The 7,830-nt window shown below is 39.5% G+C and carries 9 protein-coding genes; 5 read left to right on the forward strand and 4 right to left on the reverse strand.

The window, feature by feature from the left end:
* Positions 1 to 135 precede the first annotated feature (135 nt).
* A complete protein-coding gene (locus AB1498_12915) occupies positions 136 to 2,502 on the forward strand; it encodes a phosphoketolase family protein (GenBank protein MEW6089194.1) in 2,367 nt (788 codons plus the stop codon).
* Positions 2,503 to 2,652: 150 nt separating this feature from the next.
* The gene (locus tag AB1498_12920) at positions 2,653 to 3,252 is read left to right on the forward strand and encodes a hypothetical protein (protein ID MEW6089195.1); all 600 of its coding nucleotides are present in this window, start codon (positions 2,653 to 2,655) and stop codon (positions 3,250 to 3,252) included.
* On the opposite strand, the gene AB1498_12925 is transcribed toward AB1498_12920, so the two are convergent.
* Both AB1498_12925 and AB1498_12930 read right to left on the reverse strand, forming a co-directional pair.
* Positions 3,249 to 4,862, reverse strand: a complete 1,614-nt coding sequence (locus AB1498_12925) for an ATP-binding cassette domain-containing protein (GenBank protein MEW6089196.1) — start codon at positions 4,860 to 4,862, stop codon at positions 3,249 to 3,251. The two genes, AB1498_12920 and AB1498_12925, sit on opposite strands and share 4 nt — an antisense overlap.
* A gap of 144 nt (positions 4,863 to 5,006) precedes the next feature.
* The gene (locus AB1498_12930) at positions 5,007 to 5,216 is read right to left on the reverse strand and encodes a hypothetical protein (protein MEW6089197.1); all 210 of its coding nucleotides are present in this window, start codon (positions 5,214 to 5,216) and stop codon (positions 5,007 to 5,009) included.
* A gap of 243 nt (positions 5,217 to 5,459) precedes the next feature.
* On the opposite strand from AB1498_12930, the gene AB1498_12935 reads away from it, so the two are divergent.
* Positions 5,460 to 5,660, forward strand: coding sequence for a cold shock domain-containing protein (locus tag AB1498_12935; protein ID MEW6089198.1), 201 nt, complete (start codon positions 5,460 to 5,462; stop codon positions 5,658 to 5,660).
* A gap of 151 nt (positions 5,661 to 5,811) precedes the next feature.
* Positions 5,812 to 6,267 (forward strand): Rrf2 family transcriptional regulator, encoded by a 456-nt coding sequence (locus AB1498_12940; GenBank protein MEW6089199.1) that lies wholly within the window; start codon positions 5,812 to 5,814, stop codon positions 6,265 to 6,267.
* Positions 6,268 to 6,425: 158 nt separating this feature from the next.
* Here the strand turns inward: AB1498_12940 and AB1498_12945 are convergent, their stop codons facing one another.
* Both AB1498_12945 and AB1498_12950 read right to left on the reverse strand, forming a co-directional pair.
* Complete coding sequence (locus tag AB1498_12945) at positions 6,426 to 6,743, reverse strand: hypothetical protein (GenBank protein ID MEW6089200.1); 318 nt, start codon at positions 6,741 to 6,743, stop codon at positions 6,426 to 6,428.
* Positions 6,733 to 7,401, reverse strand: coding sequence for a nucleotidyl transferase AbiEii/AbiGii toxin family protein (locus AB1498_12950; protein MEW6089201.1), 669 nt, complete (start codon positions 7,399 to 7,401; stop codon positions 6,733 to 6,735). Before AB1498_12950 ends, AB1498_12945 begins: the two co-directional genes overlap by 11 nt.
* A gap of 133 nt (positions 7,402 to 7,534) precedes the next feature.
* Between AB1498_12950 and AB1498_12955 the strand changes: the two genes are divergently transcribed.
* The gene (locus AB1498_12955; GenBank protein MEW6089202.1) at positions 7,535 to 7,720 is read left to right on the forward strand and encodes a YezD family protein; all 186 of its coding nucleotides are present in this window, start codon (positions 7,535 to 7,537) and stop codon (positions 7,718 to 7,720) included.
* Positions 7,721 to 7,830: the final 110 nt, after the last annotated feature.

Consider the following 7,830-nt stretch of genomic DNA (forward strand, 5'->3'; position numbering starts at 1 on the left):
TTATAATAAATGTAAACGTATTTGTCCAGCAGATTTAAGAGGTAAAATCTCTTGCTTTAAATGTCAAAAAATACTAATATAACAATATTGGGCGATTCATGAATCGCCCCTACAAATATTATGGAGGCCAATCCTATGGGAACATTATCAAAAGACGAACTAAGAAAAATCAATATGTACTGGCAGGCGGCCAATTATCTTTCGGTCGGGCAGATCTATTTATTGGATAATCCATTACTTAAAAAACCTTTAACAATTGAACATATTAAGCCGCGGCTTCTTGGGCACTGGGGAACGACTCCGGGGCTTAATTTCATTTACGCGCATTTGAACAGGATAATAAAAAAACGCGATTTAAATATTATTTATATTACCGGCCCGGGCCACGGCGGGCCGGGGCTTGTGGCAAATACTTATCTCGAGGGGACATACAGCGGGATTTACCCGGATATTTCACAGGATGAAGAAGGCATGAAAAAGCTCTTTAAACAGTTTTCTTTCCCGGGCGGGGTCCCAAGCCATACGGGGCCGGAAACCCCGGGTTCAATCCATGAAGGCGGGGAACTGGGATATTCAATTTCTCACGCGTTTGGCGCTGTTTTTGATAACCCGGATTTAACAGCGGTCTGTGTGGTAGGTGACGGCGAAGCTGAAACAGGACCCCTGGCCGCGGCATGGCATTCAAATAAATTTTTAAATCCTGTTTCCGACGGGGCGGTTTTGCCTATCCTTCATCTTAACGGGTATAAAATCGCAAATCCGACAATACTTTCCAGGATAAGCGGTGAAGAGCTTGAATGTCTTTTCAGGGGTTATGGTTATCATCCTTATTTTGTTGAAGGTGATAAACCTGAGGCCATGCATCAATTAATGGCGGAAACTCTCGAGAAAATTTTTGATGAAATAAAATCCATCCGTGATGAAGCGGGGAAAAAAGGTTTGTGTAAACGGCCGTTATGGCCAATGATTATACTGCGAACACCGAAAGGATGGACAGGGCCCAAAGAAGTTGACGGATTAAAGACCGAGGGTTCATGGCGTTCTCACCAGGTGCCGATGTCTGAAATGGATTCAAAACCGGAGCATATAAAGATATTGGAAAACTGGATGAAAAGTTATGAGCCTGAGAGGCTTTTTGACAAAAATGGGAAATTAATCGATGAATTAGCGGAATTATCCCCGGGAGGGAACCGCCGTATGGGTGCGAACCCGCATACTAACGGCGGGTTGCTTTTAAAGGATTTAAAAATGCCGGATTTCAGGGAATACGCTGTTCCGGTTCCGGGACCCGGGAAAACTATTATTTCAGCCACACACATAATGGGATTGTTTTTGAGGGATATTATGAAACTTAATCTGGAAAATCGCAATTTCAGGGTAATAGGGCCTGATGAAACAGAATCGAACCGGTTAGGCGCGCTTTTTGAAGTAACTGACAGGACATGGATGGGGAATACTGTTTCTGAAGATGATCATCTTTCAACGAATGGCAGGGTAATGGAGATATTAAGCGAACATACCTGCCAGGGATGGCTGGAGGGATACCTGCTTACAGGCAGGCACGGATTTTTTTCATGTTATGAGGCCTTTATCCATATCGTTGATTCAATGTTTAACCAATACGCGAAGTGGCTTAAAGTGACAAGAAAAGAAATACCGTGGCGAAGGCCCATAGCCTCCTTGAATTATTTATTGACGTCTCATGTCTGGAGGCAGGACCATAATGGGTTCAGCCACCAGGACCCGGGTTTTATAGACCATGTGGTGAACAAAAAAGCTGATATTATAAGAATTTATTTTCCTCCGGATGCCAATTGCCTTCTTTCCGTGACAAGTCATTGTTTACAAAGCCGGAATTATGTAAATGTTATTGTGGCGGGAAAACATCCCCAGCCCCAGTGGCTTAATATGGACGCCGCGGTGAAACACTGCTCTTACGGGATAGGGATATGGGACTGGGCAAGCAGTGATTACGGCGCTGAACCCGATGTGGTAATGGCCTGCGCCGGTGATGTCCCGGCCATCGAAACTCTGGCCGCGGTGGATATCTTAAGAAATCTCGCGCCGGATTTGAGGGTCCGGGTGATTAACGTGGTTGATCTGATGACACTCCAGGATAAAGACGAGCACCCGCACGGTCTTTCACATAAAGAGTTTGACATTTTATTTACTTTGGACAAACCGGTAATATTCGCGTATCATGGCTATCCCTGGCTGATTCACCGGTTAACATACAGACGTGCCAACCATAAAAACCTCCATGTCCGGGGTTATAAGGAAGAAGGGACTACGACCACTCCTTTCGATATGCTGGTGCTTAATGAAATGGACCGTTTTCATCTTGTAATGGATGTTTTTGACCGTGTCCAGAAACTTGAATATTCAGCCGCGCACATCAAACAGCTTATGCGCAATAAACTGGTTGAGCACAAAGAATATATTACGGAATACGGTCAGGATATGCCTGAAATACGGGATTGGACGTGGAAAAACCAAAAATAACGTGATCCGTGATTCGTGGCTCGTGATCCGTAGTAAGGAACACAAATAACGAACCACGAAAAACGGACAACGGATAACGATTCACGATAAACGGCCCATCAATTAATTTGTTGCAGCCGTAATTATAAAATAAACAAGGAGAACCAGCGTATGGCAGACACTGAACAGAGGCTGCGGGACATTAATGAGGTTTCAATAGCGATCGACACATGGGACGATGTTTTTTCCGATTTTGACCCGAGGCCTTTAAATGAACGGGAGCTGTCCGAGGATTTTATCTCTGAACTCAAAAAACGGTACAGGGAAACGCAGACCGGAAATATCATTATCTCAATCTATGAACCGGTCTCTTTAAAAGACAGCAACGCGGAAAAAATGGTCGTGCACAGGATAAAAAGATTTTTTAAACATCAATACCTGCAGGGGCTGAAAGATATCGGGCGCATAAGGATGAGGGGAGGTATCTTTGTTTTTTTAGGTATTTCTTCCTTGACAATTTTGACTTTGGTAACACATTATAATATTTTGCTCACGAAACTTGCGAATGAAATACTTGGTATCGCCCTGATGCCCCTGGGCTGGTTCGGGATATGGGAAGGTTTTTCCAAGCTTGTGGACACATCCCCGAAGGTTTTCCAGGACAATGAGCTTTTTGACAAGCTCTCAAAAGCCGAGTTCCGTTTCATATACCTTGAAAACGGTACAGTCAAAGAAGAAAATAAAATTACGGAGAAAGTAGAAAAAATTTAATATAATTCTTTCAGCCGTTCCTTGATGTCTTTATTCAGCAGATATTCGTCGAATGTTGTGTCCGCCCGGTCGATAAAACCTTTCGGCGTGAGCTCGATTACGCGGTTTGCGACGGTCTGCACCAATTGATGGTCGTGCGATGAAAAAAGAAGGGTGCCTTTGAACCTTTCAAGTCCTTTATTTAAAGACGCGATTGATTCCAAATCAAGATGGTTGTTCGGTTCATCCATGATCATCACGTTGGGCTGAGAAATCATCATGCGGGCGAGCATGCACCGGACTTTTTCGCCGCCCGATAGAACCTTGACACGCTTTAAAGCCTCATCGCCGGAGAAAAGCATCCGTCCCAGGAACCCGCGTATAAAACTTTCATCAGTGCTTTTTGTAAATTGGCGGAGCCAGTCGATAATATTTAAATCCATGCTGAAATATTTTGTGTTGTCCTTGGGGTAATACGCGTGTTTTGTGGAAACCCCCCATTTAAAACTGCCGCTGTCCGGATTGATTTCACCCGCCAGTATCTGGAACAGAGTGGTTTTTACAAGGTCATTGGGGCCGACAAAGGCGATCTTATCTCCCTTGTTGACTTTGAGCCTGAAATCCCTGAACATAACCTGCCCGTCGATTGATTTGGATAAATTCTCAATATCTAAAATATTATTTCCCGCCTCCCGTTCCTGTTCAAAATTAATGTATGGGTATTTTCTTGAAGAAGGGCTGATGTCTTCGATAGTGAGTTTCTCCAGAACTTTCTTGCGGCTGGTTGCCTGTCTCGATTTAGACGCGTTCGCGCTGAACCTGGATATAAAATCTGAAAGTTCCTTCCGTTTTTCTTCGATCTTTTTATTAGCTTCACCGCGCTGTTTTAACGCCAATTGTGATGATTCAAACCAGAAATCAAAATTGCCGGTGTAAAGTTTAATCTTCCCGAAATCGATGTCCACGATATGAGTGCATACTTTATTCAAAAAATGGCGGTCATGCGAGACCACGATAGCGGTATTTTCAAAATTGCACAAAAATTCCTCAAGCCACATGGCGGTTTCAATATCAAGATTGTTTGTTGGTTCGTCAAGCAGTAATACATCCGGGTTTCCGAATAACGCCTGCGCCAAAAGGACACGCACCTTTTGCCCCGCCTCAAGCTGTTTCATCTGCATCGTGTGAAGTTCCACGGGGATATCAAGTTCACTTAGAAGTTTTGCCGCGTCGGATTCCGCTGTCCAGCCTCCCTGTTCATTAAATTCGTCTTCCAGTTCTGAAGCGCGGAAGCCGTCCGCATCTGAAAAATCCGGTTTAGCATATATCGCGTCTTTTTCTGTCATAATGTCATAAAGCCTTTTATGGCCCATGATTACTGTTGTTAAAACCGTGTATTCATCAAACGCGAACTGGTCCTGTTTTAAGCAAGATAATCGTTTGCCGGGGGGCAGAACGACATCTCCCGATGTGGAATCAATTTCACCGGACAGGATCTTTAAAAAAGTTGATTTACCCGAACCGTTTGCCCCGATAAGCCCGTAACAATTGCCGGGAGTAAAAATAATATTCACGTCTGAAAATAATTTACGCTGGCCGTAATGCAGAGATACTTTATTTACTGAAATCATTTGTTTATGCCTTTCTGTTATGATAAAAGCAAATATTATATACTATTTTAATGTTTTGTAAAGTAAAATGTGATTTAATTCTGTAAAAAAAGAGGGCTGGATTAAATAATATTCTGAAAACAAGTGCGGCTAACGTTCATTATGTTATTCAAAACCAAATTTATTAACTATTCTTCTATCTTCTTTTGTCTGCCTGCGGTCTTCACTATTAATCCTTCTTTCAATCTCATCTTTTTTTCTTGCTTCTATTCTCTGCCTTCTGTCATATTTCAAAAGCCTTCTTTCCCGCCTGGTTTTTCTCCTGTTAATTTTTCTTTGAAATTTCAGCCAGTCGTTTCTTTCTTTTTCCTTCATTTGCCGCCTCTATTTTCGATATTCACATCTAAAAAGACATATATATTATAGCATATTATTTTTTTATCCCAAAAAAAATTTGTTTTTTAACTTGACAAATAAAAGCTTTGTAGTATAATGTTTCCATTGTGGTAAAATATGTAAGGTTAATTTAAACCGTTAGGTAAGAAATATATTTACCAAACGGTTTTTTTATTTATTACTGTTTTTGCCGCAAATTTATTAAGGAAGGAGGTATTACAAGTGGTAAAAGGAAAAGTAAAATGGTTTTCAAGCCAAAAAGGTTATGGTTTTATTACTCCGGAATCAGGAAGTGATGTATTCGTGCATCACAGCGTAATTCAGGGTGATGGCTATAAGACTCTCGAAGAGGGTCAGGAAGTAGAGTTGGAAATTGAAAAAGGGCCTAAAGGCAATCAGGCTACAAAAGTAGTAAAACTCTAATTTGAAAAATAGAAGGCTCAGATTTATTGTAAAGTTAACAACTTGCGGTATTTCTGGGCCTTATTTTTTGTTAAAAAACACTTGACAACAAATTTAATTTCGATACAATACTACTAAGTATATAGAATTAGTATGGTTTATAGGTTTTAGGATGAAAATTTCAAAAAAAGGCGAATACGCTATAAGGGCATTAATAAACCTCGCGTTAAATTATGAAAAAGGCGTCATTCAAATACATGATATCGCGAAAAAAGAAGATATCCCTATAAAATTTTTGGAGCAGATTTTGCTTAATCTTAAAAATGCCGGTTTTTTGCAGAGTAAGAGAGGGATAAGCGGAGGATATTTTTTGGCCAGGCCGCCGGATATAATTAAATTAGGCGAAATAATTCGTTTAATTGACGGGCCGCTTGCTCCTTTGGCTTGTGTCAGCAGTTCGGCGCATGTCCAGTGCGAGAAAGAAGCCTCATGCGGATTAAGGAGCGTTATGTTTGACGTAAAAAACGCCGTTTCGGAAATATTGGATCATATAACTTTGACTGATGTTTGTAAAAGAATAAAAGGTATCGCCGATCGAAGAGTCGAGACATTAATGTATAACATATAAAATTTTTTGCGTAAAGGTCTGCTGAATAAACAGGCCATGTTAATCAATATTTAAAAGATGCCGCGAAAAAGTGTACCGCTATGAAATAAAAAGACTCACAGGAAATGATTGAGAAATAATTGTTCAAAAACAGGGATGAAATTTTATTGTGTAATATTTTATTTGTTCTGGGTGAATGCAGGATTTATATTGAAAATAGCCTTTTGGCGGATTTTTTTAGGAATGCGGATATCAAGCATTTTCTCCCAGAAATTCAGAACCCTGTCAAACCAAAGGCCTCTGCGGGGATGGCTGACAACCTCTTTAATATCCTTTTCAGTATAAACCGAATATAGCCATTTTATCCTTTTTTCATCACCGTAATTTAATACTTGCGTGATAATTAATTCTTTGTCTTCCTGGGTGCCTAATTTTTTTATATTGTATGACCAAAGACATGGCGCGATAAATTCAGGGATGTTTTGCTTAGTTTTCATTCTGTGCCCATTGAGCTTTTAGCTTATTAACTTCTTGTAAAAAATATTTTTTTACATCCTCCCATTCGATAGGGGCAATCATTTCTATTTCTCTTTTTTGTTTTTTATCATCTTCGGCATCTTTAAAATAAACCAATGCCTGACAGGCAAGATATTTATTAAAACCGGCATATTTTTTATTTGTCAGATTCATAATTTTCCCAAGCCCAAAGATTTGCGATAAAAAATATAGATCAATGAAATCTCTTTTTACTCCGCGCTGGATAATCGCAATTAATTTCATTGCAGCAATATCTTCCAAAGAGGCCAATTGTAATTCGTCACTAATTATAAATGGTTTAAGCAATGGATATTTATAAGTAAAAAGGCTTATTGAGATATTATCAATTTCAATAATTAAGGTATTTTCTGTTATAGTGTCAACCAGTAATTTTTTTGAATTTTGGGATTGAAATAACTGGTGGATTTTTTGCGAGTCAAAATCATTTTCACTATAAAAATCAAAATCTACTGATGTTCGGTGTTTTATCTGCAATGCCAGCGCCGTCCCGCCCGCAAGATAGAATCCGGCGTCTTTTAAAAATTTTAGTTTTGGCAATAAATCAATTCTCTTTTTATCTAAAATTTCCCAATGAAGTTTAAGTTTTTTTTGCGCCATAACATGGATATTATACCATAATTTCCCTGCTACGAAATAATAAAATCTATCTTAAATTTATTTTTAAAAAACACTTGACAAATATTTTTGCTATGATATACTATACTATGTTGATAGAGAAAGTAGAGAATAAATGAATTTAAAACGCAAGCAAAATATTGTAAATGACGCGATATTAAAAGATATCATTGAAAAATTAGATAGACTTAAATACGGGTGTGTCCAGATAACAGTCCATAACGGAAAGATCATCCAGATAGATAAAACCGAAAAAACCAGGTTTGATGAAGTCTGGTATGTTGAGATAATGTCAAAATAGGTATGAAAGGAATGAAAGTTTTGAAACGGGGTAAATTTTAGATTTCTCCCTTTAGAAAAGGGAGATTAAGAGGGATTTGAGAGAATTGGCAAGTGTATTTAACACGATAA

The organism is bacterium (assembly GCA_040754625.1).
GTDB lineage: Bacteria > JACRDZ01 > JAQUKH01 > JAQUKH01 > JAQUKH01 > JAQUKH01.

What these genes read in the sequence shown, in the direction of transcription:
- AB1498_12915 (MEW6089194.1), top strand. Translation starts at nt 136, where the DNA reads ATGGGAACATTATCAAAAGACGAACTAAGAAAAATCAATATGTACTGG.
- AB1498_12920 (MEW6089195.1), top strand. Translation starts at nt 2,653, where the DNA reads ATGGCAGACACTGAACAGAGGCTGCGGGACATTAATGAGGTTTCAATA.
- AB1498_12925 (MEW6089196.1), bottom strand. Translation starts at nt 4,862, where the DNA reads ATGATTTCAGTAAATAAAGTATCTCTGCATTACGGCCAGCGTAAATTA.
- AB1498_12930 (MEW6089197.1), bottom strand. Translation starts at nt 5,216, where the DNA reads ATGAAGGAAAAAGAAAGAAACGACTGGCTGAAATTTCAAAGAAAAATT.
- AB1498_12940 (MEW6089199.1), top strand. Translation starts at nt 5,812, where the DNA reads ATGAAAATTTCAAAAAAAGGCGAATACGCTATAAGGGCATTAATAAAC.
- AB1498_12945 (MEW6089200.1), bottom strand. Translation starts at nt 6,743, where the DNA reads ATGAAAACTAAGCAAAACATCCCTGAATTTATCGCGCCATGTCTTTGG.
- AB1498_12950 (MEW6089201.1), bottom strand. Translation starts at nt 7,401, where the DNA reads ATGGCGCAAAAAAAACTTAAACTTCATTGGGAAATTTTAGATAAAAAG.
- AB1498_12955 (MEW6089202.1), top strand. Translation starts at nt 7,535, where the DNA reads ATGAATTTAAAACGCAAGCAAAATATTGTAAATGACGCGATATTAAAA.